Here is a 16760-nt window from a genome sequence, read left to right as displayed (position 1 = left end):
CCTGTTTCGTCTGGAACAAAAGGCTTAGACCGCCTTTTCCAGATAATATTTCGGCGCATGCTCGTTGAGAATCTGGAGGATCTTCGCCTGTGCGGTCTTTTCGTCGCTTTCCTCCATGGCGGCGAGTTCGCGCGCGAGGCGGCTCGACGCCGCTTCGAAAATCTGACGCTCCGAATAGCTCTGCTCGGGCTGGTCATCGGCGCGGAACAGGTCGCGGGTCACTTCGGCGATCGACACCAGATCGCCCGAGTTGATCTTCGCTTCATATTCCTGCGCACGGCGCGACCACATGGTGCGCTTCACCTTCGGCTTGGTGGTCAACACCTGCAACGCTTCCTTCAGCGTCTTGTCCGACGACAGCTTGCGCATGCCCACGCCCTCGGCCTTGTTGGTCGGGACGCGCAGGGTCATCTTTTCCTTTTCAAAGCGCAGCACATAAAGTTCGAGCTGCATGCCGGCGATTTCCGATTTTTGCAGTTCGATGACGCGCCCCACGCCATGTTTGGGATAGACAACATAGTCACCGACTTCAAAAACGAGCGTGCTCGCGGACATGCAAATTCCTTTCTCTGGCCTTGTCAGACGGGAAAGCGCGTCGAAAACAGATGCCCGACCCTCTATCAGGGGGTGGATCGGAGCATTTGGGCGGCGCTCGCCAGACTATAGGGACAAGGGATTAGGCTCCATCGGAAACGCCGAATGTGCCCCAGCCCGACAAAGGGAAGGAGGCAGTTCACCGACGTGTTGGTTACATTATAACAGATTCGCGACAAAATTGCCACCCCTGCCCGGAAAAGCGCGGTCTTGGCGCCTTGACGGCCGCGGTCGGCATAGCCACGCTGTTCCAAACAATGAGATAGGATGTCGATATGCAGGATCAAGTCTGGTGGATTACGGGTGCATCGTCGGGGATCGGAGCCGCGCTGGCACGCGCACTCTCTGCACGCGGGGCGCGGCTAATCCTGTCCGGACGCAATGTTGCGGCGCTGGAAGCGGTGGCGGCCGATTGCGGAGCCGGGACGATGATCTTGCCGTTCGAGGCGACCGACTATTCCGCCCTGCCAGGCATCGCCGAACAGGCTTGGAACTGGTGCGGACGGATCGACGGGCTGGTCAACAATGCCGGCATCTCGCAGCGCAGCCTTGCCACCGAAACCGATTTTTCGGTCTATGAACGCATCATAGGGGTCGATCTGCTCGCGCCCATCGCCCTCACCCAGCAGCTCCTGCCACGCATGATTGGCGCAGGTGGCGGAAGGATCGTTGCCATTTCCAGCGTCGCGGGCATCGCGGGCGTGCCGCTTCGCAGCGCCTATTCGGCGGCGAAACACGGAATCATCGGCTATCACGATGCGGTCCGCGCCGAAAATGAACATCTGGGCTTGCAGGTACTGGTCGTCGCGCCGGGGTCGGTGCGCACCAATGTCAGCCGCAATGCGCTCAACGCCGATGGCAGCGTACGCGGCGAAAGCGACGCAGCGATCGAAAATGGTCTGTCCGCCGATTTCGCCGCGACCGAAATCCTTGGCGCACTCGATGCCGGAACGCGCGAACTGGTACTGGCCGAAGGCACCGAAGCCGCCATCGCCGCGCTGCGCCGCAGCGACCCCGACGCTCTGTTCGAACGTATGAACGCGATGGTTCAGGCAGGCTATGCCCAGCAGATGAAGGCAAGCGCGACGTCCTGAACAGCCTCGCGGCCAGCCTGCCGTTCTGGATCAATCACCGGAACGGAAAACATTTTGATACAGAAAAAGCCCTGCCGGAACGATCCGGCGGGGCTTTTTCTTTCGCGATAGCCGCCGCGGTTTACGCCGCGCCGTGGGCCAAGGCTGCGAGGAGCAGGATCGCCACGATGTTGGTGATCTTGATCATCGGATTAACCGCGGGCCCGGCGGTATCCTTGTACGGGTCACCGACAGTATCCCCGGTGACAGCAGCCTTATGCGCCTCGCTGCCCTTGCCGCCGTGGTTGCCGTCTTCGATATATTTCTTGGCATTGTCCCACGCGCCGCCCCCCGACGTCATCGAGATGGCGACGAACAACCCGCCGACGATCACGCCGAGCAACAGGGCACCAAGCGCCTCGAGCGCCGCGGCCGGACCCGCCACCCACAGGATGACGAAATAGACCACGATCGGCGCCAGCACCGGCAGCAGCGACGGAATAACCATCTCCTTGATCGCCGCCTTGGTCACAAGGTCGACCGTACGCGCATAATCGGGGCGGCTGGTGCCGTCCATGATGCCCTTGTTCGTCGCGAACTGGTCGCGCACGTCCTTCACCACGTCGCCCGCCGCCTTGCCGACCGCGGTCATGCCCATCGCGCCGAACAGGTAGGGGAGGAGCGCGCCGAGCAGCAGCCCGACGATGACATAGGGCGACGACAGCGAGAAGGTCAGCGGCGCGTCGAGGCCGAGCGCAGCCGAATATTCGCTGATGTCGGCGGTGTAGGTGCCGAACAACACCAGCGCCGCAAGCCCTGCCGATCCGATGGCATAGCCCTTCGTCACCGCCTTGGTCGTGTTGCCCACCGCGTCGAGAAGATCAGTCTTTTCCCGGACGCTGTCATCAAGGCCCGCCATCTCGGCAATGCCGCCAGCATTGTCGGTCACGGGGCCATAGGCGTCGAGCGCCACGACCATACCGGCGAGCGCCAGCATCGCGGTCGCGCCAAAGGCAATCCCGATCAGCCCCGCCGTCTGATAGGCGACGATGATCCCGACACAGATCACCAGCGTCGGCATCGCGGTCGATTCCAGACTGATGGCCAGCCCCTGGATGACGTTGGTACCATGACCGGTCTCCGATGCCTTGGCGATCGAGCGCACCGGCCGGTAATTCGTGCCGGTATAATATTCGGTGATCCAGATGATCAGCCCGGTGATCACAAGACCGAGCAGCGAACAGAAGAACAGGTCGCTGCCGTTGAAGTCGGTTCCGGCAATATTCGCATTCATGTCGCCAAGCGAATATTGGGTCGAGAACCAGATAGCCGGAATCGAAAGGACGGCGGTGACAAGGAAGCCCTTGTACATCGCGCCCATCACATTGTTCGACGAACCGAGCCGCACGAAATAGGTGCCGATGATCGAGGTAATGATACACACCCCGCCGATCAGCAACGGCAGGCTCATGAGCGGAAGCAGCATGTCGCCCGCGCCCTTCAGCAGCAGCGCGATCAGCACCATCGTCGCGCCGACGGTAACGACATAGGTTTCGAAAAGATCGGCCGCCATGCCGGCGCAGTCGCCGACATTATCGCCGACATTGTCGGCAATCACTGCGGGGTTGCGCGGATCATCCTCGGGAATTCCGGCCTCGACCTTGCCGACTAGGTCGGCGCCGACATCGGCCGCCTTGGTAAAGATACCGCCGCCAAGACGCGCGAAGATCGAAATCAGCGAGGCACCAAAAGCGAGTGCGACAAGCGCATCAACCACGGTGCGATCCTCACCGCCGACCGTATAGCCGCCGGGACCGATCAGATACCAGAAGAAGACCGCGATCGCGAGCAGGGCCAGCCCCGCCACCAGCATGCCGGTGATCGCACCGGCGCGAAACGCCATGGTCAATCCGGCCTGGAGACCCGTCTGGGCCGCCGCCGCGGTGCGGACGTTGGCCTTGACCGAAATATTCATGCCGACGAAGCCGGCGACGCCCGACAGGACAGCGCCGATCACGAAACCCGTGGCGGAAATGGGACCAAGGAACAGTCCGACCAATATCGCCACGACGACGCCGACAATGGCGATGGTGCGATATTGGCGACCCAGATAGGCTTTCGCGCCTTCCTGGATGGCACCGGCAATTTCCTGCATCTTTTCGTTGCCGGCTGAGGCGCCAAGCACCTGCCGGGACGTGACAAATCCATAGAGCACGGCCAATAGCCCGCACGCTATCGCGATCAAAACCGGATTCATATGTGGACGTTCCTTCCCCAATTGACGGGGGCGGACCCAGGTTTAGCAGTCGAGCACGTCCGACTTATTGATGCCGGTTCGCCCTCTCCCCTGATGCGACCGCCCCAAATTTGGACGTCAAGTTATGGGAAGAAAGAAAGCGACGCGCAAGCCCGGTTTTTCCACGCTTTTCCGTCAATTCGCCTTAATGAGTGAAGCCGAGCCGTTCCGGCGGCACGATCCGTTGAGCGTGATGGGTCAACACGATTCCCTCGCCGACGACCGCGTGGCCGACCGGCGTTACGGCAACGTCGAGCGCGGAGGCGATGGCCCGAATCTCGGGCGCGGCCTCGGCACCGGCAGCGAACAGCAACTGATAATCATCACCAGCGGTCGCTGCCGCGATTCGCGTATCGAGTACGTCGGGTCGGACCGCGAGCAGCGCCGCCGAAAGCGGCATCGCCTCCAGCATCACGGCGACCTGACAGCCGCTGGCATCCGCCATGCGGCGGGCGTCGATCAACAATCCGTCGGATATATCCATCATCGCGTGGACATGGGGCGCGACCGCCCGGCCGAACGTCAGTTGCGGCTGCGGACGGCCATAGGCTGCCAGACAGGTTTCGTTCGCGGCCAGCTGCCCAAGCCGCATCGCCAGACCGAGCCCAGCATTGCCGATCGTTCCCGTCACCCACAGCTGGTCGCCGGGCCGCATTCCGCCACGCGACGGTACGCCGCCGTCCGGCGCACGACCGATGGCGGTCAGGCCAAAGCTGCGCGGTGCGCCGTCGGGCACGCGCACCGTGTCGCCGCCGATCAGCAGCGCCCCGAAACGGCGCAGTGCGAGATCGAGCCCGTCGGCAAAGGCCGCATTCCAGGCGTCGTCGCCAAGGCTGTAGCCGACGAGTACGCCGATGGGCTCCGCGCCCTTGGCGGCGAGATCGGACATGTTCACCGCGACGAGTTTCCACGCGACATCCTGCGGCGTGTCGTCGGGCAGGAAGTGCACCCCTTCGACGATCATGTCGTGAGTCAGCACAAGATCGCCCAGAACGGCCGCATCGTCAGCCAATCCGCGCGCCGCCGGATCGGTCGCGATGCCGCGCAATCGAGCAATGAAATCGGCTTCGCTCACATTCGCACTCCCGTTCGCGGCACGCGGCGCGGATCCATGCCCCCCCTCTTTCGTGTCCTGGGCGGGGTCCAGGATTTCGCCGGCCTCCGCTCAAACGGCTGAACGGATATTTGGTTCGTCAGGCCCGCCCATTCTTGCCGATCGCGTCGAGCAGACCGTTGGCAAACCCGGCCTCGCGGGCATCGAAAAAGGCCTTGGCGACATCGACATATTCGCTGACCACCGCGCCGACCGGAACATCCCCGCGGGCGATCAATTCATAGGTGCCGGCGCGCAGGATCGCCTTCATCGTACGGTCGAGTCGGTCCATCGACCAGCCGCTCGCCAGTCTGGCGGTGATCGCCGCATCGATTTCATCGGCCCGCGCCAGTGCCCCCTTCACGATATCATCGAAAAAGGGAATGTCGGCCTCGGCATATTCGGCGTCCTCGATGATCGCGCCGATGCGATGAAGGTGGAACTCATGGATCAGTTGCGGTCCAGGCGTTCCTTCCATTTCATGCTGATAAAGCGCTTGCACGGCGGCAAGGCGGGCGGCGGAACGGGCTTGGGCGCGTTTATTCTTGTTCATATCTTTTCATTTTCACTTGAGGCGCTGGCTGACCGACAGCGCATGGGCGGGAAGCCCCTCGGCTTCGGCGAGCGCAACGGCGGCCGGACCGATGGCGGCTAAACTCGCGTCGTCGAGCGCGAGGAAGCTGGTGCGCTTCATGAAATCCGTGACCGACAGCCCGCTCGAGAAACGCGCACGGCGGCCGGTTGGCAGCACATGGTTGGGACCGGCGACATAATCGCCGATCGCCTCGGGGGTCTGGCGGCCGAGAAAGACCGAGCCCGCGTGGCGGACACGCGCGAACAGCGCATCGGCCTCGCCCGGATCGACCGCAAGTTCGAGATGCTCGGGCGCCAGGCGGTCGCACAGCGGAATGGCGTCAGCCAGGCAGGGAACGAGGACGATGGCACCATTGTCCGCCCAGCTTTGCGTCATTGTCGCCGCGCTCGACAGGGTCGGAATGACGGCCTCCACCGCCGACGCAACGGCATCGGCGAACAGAGCATCGTCGGTGAACAGGATCGACTGGCTGGTCGGGTCATGCTCGGCCTGGCTCAATAGGTCGGCGGCAATAACGTGCGGAGCGTTCTTTGCATCGGCGACCACCACGATCTCGCTGGGGCCCGCCACCATGTCGATGCCAACGACACCGTACAGCTGGCGCTTCGCCTCGGCCACCCAGGCATTGCCGGGGCCGGTGACGACATCGACCGGCGCGATCCGCGCCGTGCCATATGCCAGCGCAGCGATCGCCTGCGCACCGCCGACACGCCAGATTTCATCGACCCCGCCGATGTGAGCCGCGGCCATCACCACCGGATTCACTTCTCCGCCCGGGGTCGGGGTCATCATCACGATGCGCTCGACCCCGGCAACCTTCGCCGGAATGATATTCATCAGCACCGACGAGGGATAGGCCGCACGGCCGCCGGGAACATAAACGCCCGCGGCATCGACACCGCGCCAACGCGCGCCAAGCCGAGCCCCCGCCGCATCGCGATAGTCGCGATCCTCGGGGAGCTGCGCTGCATGATAGGCGCGGATGCGCTCCGCAGCGAGGTTCAGCGCATCCCGCAATTCGGGCGCCAGCGCGTCATAGGCGGCCGCGCATTCCGCCGCAGAAATGCGCCAGCCGCTGGCGTCGAGGTCGAAGCGGTCGAAGCGCTGCGTATAGTCGGCGAGCGCGACGTCGCCCTCTGTCTTCACCCGCGCGATGATCGCCGCGACGTCGGCGGACACATCGGAGGCGCTTTCGCGGCGATCATTGACCAGCGTGTCGAAGGCTTCGCCGAATCCAGGCGCAGAGGCGTCAAGCCGCCGCATCTTGGCCCTGTCCATCATCTTGCGCGGCAGCGACGCGAAACTTCTCGACCAGTGCCGGCACTTCGGCCGAGTTCAGCTTGAATGCCGCGCGGTTGACGATCAGCCGCGCCGATACCTCGCTGATGATCCTCTGTTCGGCGAGCGCATTTTCGACGAGCGTACGGCCGGTCGAAACCAGATCGACGATATGCGAGGCGAGCCCCAGTTTTGGCGCAATTTCCATCGCGCCATTCAGCTTGATGCACTCGGCCTGGATTCCCTGCGTCTCGAACCAGCGCCGCGTGGTCGCGGGATATTTGGTCGCGACGCGAATATGGCTTTCGCCAAGCCCCGGCGGCGCGCTGCCCTCCGGCCCGGCCAGCGACAGGCGGCAATGGCCGATACCAAGGTCGACCGGCGCATAAAGTTCGGAATAGCCGAATTCATCGACGACGTCGGACCCGACGATGCCGAGCTGTGCCGCGCCATGCGCAACAAAGGTCGCAACGTCAAAGGCACGCACGCGGATTAGCGAAATATGCGGCTGGTTCGTCCCGAACACCAGCGCGCGGCTTTTCTTGTCGAAGAAGTCCGCCGCAGGCTCGATGCCGACGCGCGCGAGCAGCGGCAGCGCCTCGTCGAGGATGCGTCCCTTGGGGATGGCAAAGATGATCGGTTCGGGCATAAGCGCCCGAGCCCATAGGCGCCAGCGGGAGAAAGGGCAATGAGCGAGCGTTACCAGCCAATGAACCTGACGGACACCGGCGCCGCCGCCATCCGGGCCGCTTTTGCCAATCAGGTCGCCTATTGCCGCGCCAATGACGCGCCCGTGACCGCACGGATCGTGGCGGCGCTCGCCACGCTCCTGGATCGCCCGACGACGGAATTTGCACGGCGCATCGCCAACTGGCCGGGGGCGCCGCTGGCCGACGCACTGCCGCTGCGCGCCGCGGGCGGACTTCATGCGCTGCACCTTTCCGGCATCGCGCCCGACCTGTCGCCCATCTATGCCGATGCCGACGGCATCAACGATGCAACCATCGTCGCCGGGGTCGTGCGCCATCACGAGGCAAGGCTGCTCCCCTGGCTCGATGGCCCGCCGCAAACCAACGAGGCGGGGCGATCGTCGAACTTCATTGCCGCGATGCTGTGGTTGGCCGACCGCGGCCTGCCGCCGCGGTTCGACTGCCTGGAAATCGGGTCGAGTGCGGGAATCAATCTGATGATCGACCGCTATCATTACGACCTCGCCGCGGTTCATGTCGGACCGCGACCAGGCGCCATGTCATTCACGCCGGACTGGCGGGGCAATCATCCACCGCAGCATGAAATCGCCTTTGCAGGACTGAAGGGCTGCGACGTCGCCCCCGTCGACCTGACCGATCCCGACCAGGCACTGCGGTTGAAAGCCTTTATCTGGCCCGAACATCACATCCGCTTCGCGCGGATGGAGGCAGCGATTGCCGAAGCTCGAAAGGCGCGGCCGAACATCGTCCGTAGCAACGCCGCCGACTTCGTCGAGGATGAGTTGGCGAGGCCGCAGGCGGCAGGAACGACGCGGGTGCTGATGCACTCGGTCGTCTGGCAATATGTACCCATCGACCAACAGGCGCGCGTCACGACCGCAATGGAGGCGGCGGGAAAGCGCGCGACGGCAGAGCGACCGCTGGCATGGATCGCCCTAGAGGCGAACCGTACCGTCCATCATCACGAACTGGTTATCCGCTATTGGCCGGGCGAGGGCGCGCCGCACATGCTCGGCCGCGCCCATGCACATGGCGCCTGGATCGAGTGGCTGGTACCCTAGGGCCCGCGGCCTAGAGCCGCGCTTCCAGCCGCGCCAACATGGCCTGAACCGGCGTGACCGCCGGCGCCTGCCATCCCTTTTCCAAAATGGCTATGCGTTCGAACAGCCGCTCGCTTGCCGCGACGATCCTGCGAAGCGCGGGGTCGAAGCGATCGCACACCGCCCAATCGGCGGGCACCGGATCGCCGATCCGCGCCGCACTGTCGTTGGGGCCCGCGCCGGGCTCGCCCGCAATCATCGCGCGGCGGTGGAGCAGCCATGCGATGACGTGCATCAACCGCGTCGTGGTTTTCAGCGATTCGCACGCCAGATTGACCAGCAACAGGCTGTCGCCGTCGGGCACGCCCTGATCGCGCTGCACGGCAAAGGCGGCGTGAGCCTCGTCGGCAAGCAACATCGCCTCGACGTACAGATTCTCCACCTGTGCCCGCTGCACCGGCCGGGCGATCGCTCCGTCATGGCTCGCTATGCTGAACATGGCAAAGGGATGCCACGGGTGATGCCCGGCCCGCAACGCCGGTAACCATGATAAATCGACGGCGGCCGTCCCGTTTTGAATCAGGCGATAATGTCGGGCAGCAACTGATCCTCGCACCAGGCGATCTCATCGCGCAGCTTCAGCTTGCGCTTTTTCAGCCGCGCGAGTTGCAACTGATCAACGACCGGGGACTCGCCCAGCGCGATGATCGCGCTGTCGAGATCACGATGCTCGACGCGAAGCAGTTCAAGTCGCTGGGTGATTTCTTCCGGATCCACCCGCTTCTCCTGCCACGAACACGGCCTGTCCGCAACGGGGACCGGCTGGCCGAATCGAGACGACAATCTGCCCGTTTCGTGATTTACTGACCCTGCCAATCGAGTCGAAAAGGAGAATGGCCCATGAGCACGTCGCACCTTTCCGCCCTGAAGTCCCGTCACGCGGACCTCGACGCGAAAATTGCGAATGAAGAGCGCCGACCTGCCCCCGACATGGCCCTGCTGGCGCAACTGAAAAAGCAGAAGCTCAGGCTCAAGGAAGAGATGCTGACGGCCGCCTGATCGGCAGCATCGCCGCTACCGCCCGCTGATATCCGGACCGCGGGAAAGGATCAGCGCGGGCGGTAGAACGGCCCCCGCTCCAGCCCCGTCCGTCGCAAATGCGGTGGAAGGTCCGATTTGTGAACGACCTGACGACGCACCGCCTGCGGATTGACCGGCTGGTCGAACGCGATCCCGAATTTTCCTTCACCCACCCAGACGATTCGTCCGGGGACCGGGCCCACATTTTTCAGATCGATCTCGACCACAGCGCTTTCGGGCACGCGCGCCGGGGTTTCGGCCAGCATCCCGCCCACCGACAGATTCCGCACACGCACCGTGATCGGCGCACCGCCTTCACGCAACATCAGCGTTGCTTGCATGAACAGGCTGTCGCGATCGGCACCGCGCGACAGCGCCGTTACCTTTTCATCGAGCCATCCCGGTCCGCGCGATTCCATATCGGCCATACCCCCGCTGCAAAATTCAGGGGCAATTCTAGAAACGAGCGGTTGCGGAAATGTAAACCGCGCGAGGCGATCAGTCCTCGCGCGAAATCCGCTCGTTGCGCTCGTGGCGTTCCTGCGCTTCCAGCGTCATCGTCGCGATCGGACGCGCCTGAAGCCGCGCCAGCGAGATGGGTTCGCCCGTCACCGCGCAATAGCCATATTCGCCTTCGTCGATACGGCGAATCGCCGAGTCGATCTTCGCGATCAGCTTGCGTTGACGGTCGCGGGTGCGCAGTTCGATCGCCCAATCGGTCTCGCTCGACGCGCGATCCGCCAGATCGGGTTCGCGCAGCGGCCCGTCCTGCAGATGGGCCAGTGTCGATTCGGCCTCGTTCAGGATCGATTTTTTCCAGGCGAGAAGCAGGCCGCGGAAATATTCCTGCTGCCTTTCATTCATGAATTCTTCGTCGTCGCTGGGGGTATAGTCCGAATCGAGTCTGGATTTGGCTTCGCGGAGAGCGTCGGCGCCAATGTCGGCGGTCTGGGTCGGCATGACGGGCTTTCGCGTCCTTTCCTGTCACCTTGCCGCCCAGGGTGGCGACCAGGGAGTGCGCCGCGCCTATAACCAGCCGCCGGTTTCGACACAAGCGCCGAAGCATCACTGGATCATCGCGCGTGAAGCACGGCTGAACCGAAATCGATCATCGGGCACAGATGAGATCGCCCGCATCGATACTGAACCAAAGTTGACCGCCGATGTTAACCTGTCGCACAGAATTCTTGCCAATTCCGTATTGTTTTGGGACAGATGACTTCATCAGGGTTGATTCCGCCGCCCTTTTCCCGCTGTCGGACAGGCAAACGCGGTTAACGCAATTGCCCTGTTCATAAAGCTTTGTCCTTTTGACGCGAGAGAAGATCGAATAGGTGTCGCCCACGGGCCCTCGCACCTGCAACGGGAAAGAAAGAAAAGCCTATGTCTGTCCGAATGGCCCTGGCCAAGCTCTGTGCATGCACATGCGGCGGTGCGATCATCGGTAGCGGCGCCATGCAGGTGGCCGACGTGCCGGCGGCAGCGCAGGTCCGCAAGGCGCCGGCCTGTTCGCCCTGCGGCAAAAAGGTTGTGCGCAAGCGTCACGCCGCTCGCAAACCGGTGAAGCGGGTACGCCGGGTGGTGACGACGAAGCGCGTCATCCGGACGGCCACCCCGCAAACCCAGGTTGTCACGCAGACGATTCCCCTGCCCCCGATTCCCTATGCCCCCTTCCCGCAGCGCGGCGGTTTCGAAGGCGGCAGCAGCGGCGGCGGCGTTACGGTTATCGGCGGCGGCTTCGGTGGCGGTTTCGGCGGCGGCTTTTTCGGCGGCTTCTTTGGCGGCAGTTCGGGCGGAAGCAGCGGCAGCGTGGTCGTGACCTCGACCACCACCGGCGGCGTCTCCACCTCGACCAGCAGCACCTCGGGCGGCGTTTCTACCTCTACGGGCGGCATCAGCACCTCGACCACCACCGGCGGCGTTTCCACCTCGACCGGTGGCGTCAGCACATCCACAGGCGGCGTCAGCACGTCGACGGGCAGCGTCAGCACCTCGACAGGCGGCGTTTCGACCTCGTCGGGCAATGTCTCGACATCCTCTGGAAATGTCTCCACCTCTTCGGGCAACGTATCTACCTCGTCCGGGAATGTGAGCACCTCTTCGTCGAGCAGCAGTTCGTCGTCGTCCTCATCATCATCCTCGTCGTCGAGCTCCTCGTCGTCGGGCGGCAGTTCGAGCTGGGGCAGTTCGTCGCACGGCAGCTCGAACGGTTCGAGCGGAAGCTCGGGCGGCAGCTCTTCCTCGTCGAGCAGCAGCAGTTCGTCTTCTTCATCGAGCAGCAGCACCTCGTCGGGCGCGACGGGCGGCAGCAGCAGCTTCGGCAGTTCGGGCAGCAGTTCGTCCTCTTCGTCGAGCAGCAGCTCGTCTTCGTCCTCATCCTCCTCCACTTCGTCGAGCAGCGGCTCGTCAGGCACGCCTCCAACACCGGTTCCGGCGCCGCCGATGCTGCTTCTTTTCGGCGCCGCCGCCGCCGCGCTGGTGGTGCGTCGCCGGGCGGCGAACCGCAACGGCGCCGCCGAAACCGAAGCGGCCTGAACGCTATCCACTGGAGGCCGGGGCGGGGGAGCCCGGGCTACCAAATTGGGGTCGCCCATCGGGCGGCCCCTTTTTTAATGTCCGCCGCTTTTCATGCGCGCAGCAGCAATCTGACGGCTTGCGCCGCGCGTAAGGCAGCGTCATAGCGGCCCCCATGCACGATATCCGCCAGATCCGCGACAATCCCGCCGCCTTCGACGCCGGGCTCGCCCGCCGCGGCGTTGCGCCGCAATCCCAGACCATTCTCGCCGCCGACACCGTGTTGCGCGCGCTTCAGACCGAAATGCAGTCGGCTCTCGCGCGCCGCAACGAAGCGTCAAAGGCGATCGGTCAGGCTATGGCCAAGGGCGACAAGGACAGCGCCGAGGCGCTGAAGGCCGAAGTCGCCGCGCTCAAGGAAAGGTTGCCCGAACAGGAAGCCGCCGAACGCGAAGGCCTCGCCGCGCTCCAGGACAGTCTGGCCGCCCTGCCCAACCTGCCCGCCGCCGATGTTCCGGAAGGCGAGGATGAAGAGGGCAATGTCGAAATTGCGCGCTGGGGCACGCCGCGCCATTTTGATTTCACGCCGCTGGAACATGCCGACTTCGCCCCCGCGCTCGGCCTCGACTTTGAAACCGCAGCCAAGATGTCGGGCGCGCGCTTTGCCTTTTTAAAGGGGCCGATAGCGCGGCTCGAACGCGCGATCGGCCAGTTCATGCTCGACTATCAGACCGGCGAAGCCGGCTATGGCGAATGCGCGACGCCGCTGCTCGTGCGCGACGAGGCGGCGTTCGGCACCACGCAATTGCCGAAATTCCGCGAGGATCTGTTCCAGACCACCGACGGCATGTGGTTGATCTCCACCTCCGAAATGAGCCTCACCAACGCGGTGCGCGAACAGATTTTGGCCGAGGCCGACCTGCCGCTGCGCATGACCGCGCTCACCCCCTGTTTCCGGTCGGAAGCGGGGTCAGCCGGGCGCGACACGCGCGGCTATATCCGCCAGCATCAGTTCTGGAAGGTCGAGCTGGTGTCAGTCGTGCGGCCTGAGGATTCGGATGCCGAGCTGGAACGCAAGACCGGCCATGCCGAAGCGATCCTGCGCGCGCTCGACCTGCCCTATCGCAAGATGCTGCTATGCGCAGGCGACATGGGCTTTGCCGCGCGCAAAACCTATGACCTCGAGGTCTGGCTGCCCGGCCAGAATGCGTATCGCGAGATTTCGAGCTGTTCGAACTGCGGCGACTTCCAGGCACGGCGGATGAATACGCGCTTCCGCCGCGACGGCGCCAAGGGCACCGAATTCCTCCACACGCTCAACGGCTCCGGCCTTGCGGTCGGCCGCACGCTGGTCGCGATCCTCGAAAATTACCAACAATCCGACGGCAGTGTCGATATTCCCCAGGCACTGCTCCCCTATATGGGCGGGATCACCCGGCTCGTACCGACAAGCTGACACCATCGTCATCCCGGAACGCTACCGGGTGACGGAAAAGGAAAATATCGTGCGTATCCTTCTCACCAACGACGACGGTTATCACGCCCCCGGCATGGCGGTGCTCGAAACGATCGCGCGCCAGCTCAGCGACGACATCTGGGTATGTGCCCCGGCGGAGGAACAGTCGGGCGCCGGCCATTCGCTGACCCTGTCGCGTCCGGTGCGGGTTCGCCAGCATGGCGAACGCCGCTGGTCTTGCAGCGGCACCCCGACCGATTCGGTGATGATGGCGATCGGAAAGCTGATGCCCGAACGCCCGGATCTTATCCTGTCGGGGGTCAATCGCGGCGCCAATCTGGGCGATGACATCACTTATTCCGGTACCGTATCGGCGGCGATCGAGGGCGCATTGGCGGGCATTCCCGCGATCGCGCTGAGCCAGGTCTATGCCCGCGAAGGCATGGGCGACACCGTTCCGTTCGAAGCCGCCGAGGCCTGGGGCACGCGGGTATTGCGTCCGCTGCTCGCGCATCCGATGGAACCGCGCACGCTGATCAACGTCAATTTTCCGGCCATCCCCGCCGCCGATGTGCAGGGTATCCGCGTCGTTCGTCAGGGCTTTCACGACTATAGCCGGGGCTCGATCGTCGAAGGGGTCGATCCCCGCGGCTATCCCTATTTCTGGTTCGGTCTACACGGCATCGAACATTCGCCGGGCCATGACAGCGATTTGGAGGCGATCGACGACGGCTTCATTTCGGTTACGCCGCTCCAGCTTGACCTGACTCATGACGCATCGCTAGCAGCGCTGCGTTCCGCCTATTTGCCATAGATCCCGCTTCGCCCCTCACAATTTGCACCAGATTGGGACAGAAGCCTAGCCAAGCGCGCGCCGCTTTGGCAAAGACGGCGTGTGGGGGAATTTGTTCAACGTATCTGGCCGCTTGCGGCCACAGTCTTGTTGGGGGGCTGTATTCCGGCGGCGACCGCACCGGCGCCGCGAACCGTCGCGCCGCGTCCCGACATCGCCCATCCCGCCCCGGTCCCTGACGGTTTCGAACGGCGCTCGATCGCTGAAGTGTCGGGCGGCGACGCACAGCCAACCTGGGCGCTCAAGCCCGTCGTCACCAACGCCCGAGCCGTCACGCCCAGCCAGTACACCGTACGCCCCGGCGACACGCTGCGATCGATCGGCGCAATGTCGGGCGCGGGATCCGAATCGATCGCGATCGAGAATGATCTGTCGGCGCCCTACACACTGGTTCCGGGGCAACAGCTTCGGATTCCCGGGGGGCTCTATCATCGCGTCGCGGCGGGAGAGACGGGGATCGGCATCGCCCAGGCCTATGGCGCCGCCTGGGGCGAGATCGTAACGCTCAACGCTTTGGCCGAACCCTATATCCTGCGTGTCGGCCAGCGGCTGCGGCTGCCCCGCGACGCACGTGCCCTGCCCCCGCGCGAAGCCGATGTCGCGGCGAGGGCAGCCGCCTTCACGCTGGATATTGACGATATCGCGACGGGCAGCCAGCCAGCCCTGGCCGCGCGCGACCGACCGGCCGCCGCCAGCGCCGCCCCGACCAGGCCGGTCACGACCGCCGTTGCGTCGCCATCGCGTTTCTCGGGCCGCTTCCAATGGCCGGTCAACGGGACGGTCATCGCGAAATTCGGCCCGCTTGCCCCTGGAAAGGTCAATGACGGCATCAACATCGCAGCGGCAAAGGGCACGCCAATCCATTCCGCCGCCGATGGGGTCGTGGCCTATGCGGGCGACCAGATCGCCGTTTACGGCGGCCTGATCCTGATCGACCACGGCGGTGGGTGGATGAGCGCCTATGGCCATGCCGACCAGATCGCCGTCCGTCGCGGCCAGGCGGTCAGGAGCGGCGACACCATCGGCCGGACCGGTGCGTCAGGCCAGGCCCAGACACCGCAACTCCATTTCCAGTTGCGCAAGAATCGTTTACCCGTCGATCCGATGAGACAGTTGCCGCCGCGATGAGCGATCGCAAACCGCAAAGATCGCGGGCGCAGCACCGGTTCCAGCCGCTGCGCCGCGCCAGCAAGATTCCGGTATGGGCCGACGTGACCGGGCGGCTCAGCCTGGCCTTTCTGCTGATCGGCATCGTCGTTCTGGTCCATTGGCTGGACCGGAGCGGGCTGAAGGACAGCCACGATGGCCACATCAGCTTCCTCGACGTCGTCTATTTCACGATGATATCGGTGACGACGACCGGCTTCGGCGACATCGCGCCCATTTCGGACCGATCGCGGTTGATCGAGGCCATCATCGTCACGCCGATCCGTATCGCGGTGCTCTTCATCTTCGTCGGCACCGCCTATAACTTCGTCCTCAAACGCTCATGGGAAAAATGGCGCATGGCCCGCATCCAGGCAAAGCTCACCGACCATATCGTCGTTCTCGGCTTCGGCATCAGCGGCAGCGAGGCGGTCACCGAGCTCATCGCGCGGGGCACCGATCCTGCGTGTATCGTCGTTATCGATTCGTCGCGCGCACGCATCAACGCGGCAGAAGAAATGGGCTGTAACGTCATCGAGGGGGACGCCTCGCACGACCAGACCCTGCTCGACGTTCGTATTGCAGAGGCAGAGACGGTGCTGGTCTCGGCCGGGCGCGACGACAGTTCGATCCTGATCGTTCTGACGGTACGCCATCTGGCGCCGCACGTGCCGATCAGCGTCGTCATTCGCGCCAAGGACAATGAACTTCTGGCCCGGCAAGCCGGGGCAAACAATGTCATCAATCCGGTGAACTTCACCGGCCTGCTGCTCGCGGGCTCGGCGCAGGGCGCACATGTCGCTGAATATATGGCCAACCTCGCCTCGGTAACGGGCAAGGTCCAGCTCAGCGAACGCCCGGTGCATGTCGAGGAAATCGGCCGGAGCCTCGACGATCTGGCGACCCGCGGTCGCGGTCTGCGCATCTATCGTCGTGGAGAAGCCTATGGCTTCTGGGAAGCCGAAGCCCAGAAGCTGGAAGCCGGCGATCTGGTGGTCGAGGTCATCCCCTGCGAAAGCCAGGAATGCTGAC

General features: G+C 64.0%; 19 protein-coding genes. 8 read left to right on the top strand and 11 right to left on the bottom strand.

The genetic code is table 11. The features are described 5' to 3' along the window. Window positions 1-24: 24 nt before the first annotated feature. Window positions 25-555, bottom strand: coding sequence for a CarD family transcriptional regulator (locus U0S50_RS16675; protein ID WP_322309806.1), 531 nt, complete (start codon window positions 553-555; stop codon window positions 25-27). A gap of 314 nt (window positions 556-869) precedes the next feature. On the opposite strand from U0S50_RS16675, the gene U0S50_RS16670 reads away from it, so the two are divergent. Continuing rightward, window positions 870-1688 carry an SDR family NAD(P)-dependent oxidoreductase gene (locus tag U0S50_RS16670; protein ID WP_322309805.1) on the top strand — a complete coding sequence of 273 codons (819 nt, stop codon included), beginning with the start codon at window positions 870-872 and terminating at the stop codon, window positions 1686-1688. Window positions 1689-1809: 121 nt separating this feature from the next. Here the strand turns inward: U0S50_RS16670 and U0S50_RS16665 are convergent, their stop codons facing one another. From U0S50_RS16665 to hisG, 5 genes are all read right to left on the bottom strand, one after another. Next, window positions 1810-3924, bottom strand: coding sequence for a sodium-translocating pyrophosphatase (locus U0S50_RS16665; RefSeq protein ID WP_322309804.1), 2115 nt, complete (start codon window positions 3922-3924; stop codon window positions 1810-1812). 184 nt (window positions 3925-4108) lie between these two features. After that, window positions 4109-5038: a thiamine-phosphate kinase gene (gene thiL, locus U0S50_RS16660; RefSeq protein ID WP_322309803.1), complete on the bottom strand. Its 930-nt coding sequence runs from the start codon at window positions 5036-5038 to the stop codon at window positions 4109-4111. Between the two features lie 118 nt (window positions 5039-5156). Continuing rightward, complete coding sequence (gene nusB, locus U0S50_RS16655; RefSeq protein WP_322309802.1) at window positions 5157-5609, bottom strand: transcription antitermination factor NusB; 453 nt, start codon at window positions 5607-5609, stop codon at window positions 5157-5159. A 12-nt stretch (window positions 5610-5621) separates the two neighbouring features. Then, window positions 5622-6914 (bottom strand): histidinol dehydrogenase, encoded by a 1293-nt coding sequence (gene hisD, locus U0S50_RS16650; RefSeq protein WP_322309801.1) that lies wholly within the window; start codon window positions 6912-6914, stop codon window positions 5622-5624. Next, window positions 6901-7578, bottom strand: coding sequence for an ATP phosphoribosyltransferase (gene hisG / locus U0S50_RS16645; protein ID WP_322309800.1), 678 nt, complete (start codon window positions 7576-7578; stop codon window positions 6901-6903). Before hisG ends, hisD begins: the two co-directional genes overlap by 14 nt. Window positions 7579-7617: 39 nt before the next feature. On the opposite strand from hisG, the gene U0S50_RS16640 reads away from it, so the two are divergent. Then, the gene (locus tag U0S50_RS16640; protein WP_322309799.1) at window positions 7618-8700 is read left to right on the top strand and encodes a DUF2332 domain-containing protein; all 1083 of its coding nucleotides are present in this window, start codon (window positions 7618-7620) and stop codon (window positions 8698-8700) included. A gap of 10 nt (window positions 8701-8710) precedes the next feature. Here the strand turns inward: U0S50_RS16640 and U0S50_RS16635 are convergent, their stop codons facing one another. Together U0S50_RS16635 and U0S50_RS16630 are read right to left on the bottom strand one after the other, a co-directional pair. Beyond that, window positions 8711-9178, bottom strand: coding sequence for a DUF1465 family protein (locus tag U0S50_RS16635; protein ID WP_322309798.1), 468 nt, complete (start codon window positions 9176-9178; stop codon window positions 8711-8713). An 80-nt stretch (window positions 9179-9258) separates the two neighbouring features. After that, window positions 9259-9456: a YdcH family protein gene (locus tag U0S50_RS16630; protein ID WP_322309797.1), complete on the bottom strand. Its 198-nt coding sequence runs from the start codon at window positions 9454-9456 to the stop codon at window positions 9259-9261. Window positions 9457-9579: 123 nt separating this feature from the next. Between U0S50_RS16630 and U0S50_RS16625 the strand changes: the two genes are divergently transcribed. Continuing rightward, window positions 9580-9738 carry a YdcH family protein gene (locus U0S50_RS16625; RefSeq protein ID WP_322309796.1) on the top strand — a complete coding sequence of 53 codons (159 nt, stop codon included), beginning with the start codon at window positions 9580-9582 and terminating at the stop codon, window positions 9736-9738. A 50-nt stretch (window positions 9739-9788) separates the two neighbouring features. Here the strand turns inward: U0S50_RS16625 and U0S50_RS16620 are convergent, their stop codons facing one another. Next, window positions 9789-10187 carry a PilZ domain-containing protein gene (locus tag U0S50_RS16620; RefSeq protein ID WP_322309795.1) on the bottom strand — a complete coding sequence of 133 codons (399 nt, stop codon included), beginning with the start codon at window positions 10185-10187 and terminating at the stop codon, window positions 9789-9791. Between the two features lie 70 nt (window positions 10188-10257). Then, a complete protein-coding gene (gene dksA, locus U0S50_RS16615; protein WP_322309794.1) occupies window positions 10258-10719 on the bottom strand; it encodes an RNA polymerase-binding protein DksA in 462 nt (153 codons plus the stop codon). Here dksA and U0S50_RS16610 point away from each other — a divergent pair. After that, window positions 10718-10978, top strand: coding sequence for a hypothetical protein (locus U0S50_RS16610; RefSeq protein WP_322309793.1), 261 nt, complete (start codon window positions 10718-10720; stop codon window positions 10976-10978). The genes dksA and U0S50_RS16610 overlap by 2 nt on opposite strands. Before the next feature lie 442 nt (window positions 10979-11420). On the opposite strand, the gene U0S50_RS16605 is transcribed toward U0S50_RS16610, so the two are convergent. Further along, the gene (locus U0S50_RS16605) at window positions 11421-12305 is read right to left on the bottom strand and encodes a hypothetical protein (protein WP_322309792.1); all 885 of its coding nucleotides are present in this window, start codon (window positions 12303-12305) and stop codon (window positions 11421-11423) included. Window positions 12306-12448: 143 nt separating this feature from the next. Here U0S50_RS16605 and serS point away from each other — a divergent pair, with 143 nt between their 5' ends. The 4 genes from serS (at window position 12449) to U0S50_RS16585 (ending at window position 16759) form a co-directional block, all read left to right on the top strand. Further along, window positions 12449-13729 (top strand): serine--tRNA ligase, encoded by a 1281-nt coding sequence (gene serS, locus U0S50_RS16600; protein ID WP_322309791.1) that lies wholly within the window; start codon window positions 12449-12451, stop codon window positions 13727-13729. A 49-nt stretch (window positions 13730-13778) separates the two neighbouring features. Next, entirely contained in the window at window positions 13779-14543 is a 765-nt protein-coding gene (surE, locus tag U0S50_RS16595; RefSeq protein WP_322309790.1) for a 5'/3'-nucleotidase SurE, read from the top strand. Between the two features lie 81 nt (window positions 14544-14624). Continuing rightward, window positions 14625-15710 (top strand): LysM peptidoglycan-binding domain-containing M23 family metallopeptidase, encoded by a 1086-nt coding sequence (locus tag U0S50_RS16590; RefSeq protein ID WP_322309789.1) that lies wholly within the window; start codon window positions 14625-14627, stop codon window positions 15708-15710. Next, complete coding sequence (locus U0S50_RS16585; RefSeq protein ID WP_322309788.1) at window positions 15707-16759, top strand: potassium channel family protein; 1053 nt, start codon at window positions 15707-15709, stop codon at window positions 16757-16759. The genes U0S50_RS16590 and U0S50_RS16585 overlap by 4 nt, the downstream gene beginning before the upstream one ends. Window position 16760 lies beyond the last annotated feature (1 nt).

It is taken from the genome of Sphingopyxis sp. (assembly GCF_034380315.1).
Lineage (GTDB): Bacteria > Pseudomonadota > Alphaproteobacteria > Sphingomonadales > Sphingomonadaceae > Sphingopyxis.
This window is presented reverse-complemented; position numbering and strand designations above follow the sequence as displayed.

Bases quoted from the DNA above. Each gene is read 5' to 3' on its own strand.
- U0S50_RS16675 (WP_322309806.1), bottom strand. From the start codon at position 555: ATGTCCGCGAGCACGCTCGTTTTTGAAGTCGGTGACTATGTTGTCTAT.
- U0S50_RS16670 (WP_322309805.1), top strand. From the start codon at position 870: ATGCAGGATCAAGTCTGGTGGATTACGGGTGCATCGTCGGGGATCGGA.
- U0S50_RS16665 (WP_322309804.1), bottom strand. From the start codon at position 3,924: ATGAATCCGGTTTTGATCGCGATAGCGTGCGGGCTATTGGCCGTGCTC.
- nusB (WP_322309802.1), bottom strand. From the start codon at position 5,609: ATGAACAAGAATAAACGCGCCCAAGCCCGTTCCGCCGCCCGCCTTGCC.
- hisD (WP_322309801.1), bottom strand. From the start codon at position 6,914: ATGCGGCGGCTTGACGCCTCTGCGCCTGGATTCGGCGAAGCCTTCGAC.
- hisG (WP_322309800.1), bottom strand. From the start codon at position 7,578: ATGCCCGAACCGATCATCTTTGCCATCCCCAAGGGACGCATCCTCGAC.
- U0S50_RS16640 (WP_322309799.1), top strand. From the start codon at position 7,618: ATGAGCGAGCGTTACCAGCCAATGAACCTGACGGACACCGGCGCCGCC.
- U0S50_RS16635 (WP_322309798.1), bottom strand. From the start codon at position 9,178: ATGTTCAGCATAGCGAGCCATGACGGAGCGATCGCCCGGCCGGTGCAG.
- U0S50_RS16625 (WP_322309796.1), top strand. From the start codon at position 9,580: ATGAGCACGTCGCACCTTTCCGCCCTGAAGTCCCGTCACGCGGACCTC.
- U0S50_RS16620 (WP_322309795.1), bottom strand. From the start codon at position 10,187: ATGGCCGATATGGAATCGCGCGGACCGGGATGGCTCGATGAAAAGGTA.
- U0S50_RS16610 (WP_322309793.1), top strand. From the start codon at position 10,718: ATGACGGGCTTTCGCGTCCTTTCCTGTCACCTTGCCGCCCAGGGTGGC.
- dksA (WP_322309794.1), bottom strand. From the start codon at position 10,719: ATGCCGACCCAGACCGCCGACATTGGCGCCGACGCTCTCCGCGAAGCC.
- serS (WP_322309791.1), top strand. From the start codon at position 12,449: ATGCACGATATCCGCCAGATCCGCGACAATCCCGCCGCCTTCGACGCC.
- U0S50_RS16585 (WP_322309788.1), top strand. From the start codon at position 15,707: ATGAGCGATCGCAAACCGCAAAGATCGCGGGCGCAGCACCGGTTCCAG.